Here is a 215-nt window from a genome sequence, read left to right as displayed (position 1 = left end):
GAGGCGAAGCGGCCTTAGCAAAAACGCTGAATTTAATGTCACTAGGACTGGTTATTTAAACTCTTACCATACGAGTATCACACCTAAACATTCGAAGTTTAGCCTACCGAGATAGAAACGTGTGTTGCACTGTAGAATTTGGTGGAGCTAGGCGGGATCGAACCGCCGACCTCTTGCATGCCATGCAAGCGCTCTCCCAGCTGAGCTATAGCCCC

Annotated in this window: 1 tRNA gene; it reads right to left on the bottom strand. The window is 48.8% G+C overall.

The features are described 5' to 3' along the window. Positions 1–139 precede the first annotated feature (139 nt). A tRNA-Ala gene (locus EXT46_RS18755) sits at positions 140–215 on the bottom strand.

This window comes from Pseudoalteromonas sp. CO325X, from assembly GCF_004208955.1.
GTDB classification, from domain to species: domain Bacteria; phylum Pseudomonadota; class Gammaproteobacteria; order Enterobacterales; family Alteromonadaceae; genus Pseudoalteromonas; species Pseudoalteromonas ruthenica.
The sequence above is the reverse complement of the archived record's forward strand: the minus strand, read 5'-3'. Positions and strand labels throughout refer to the sequence as shown.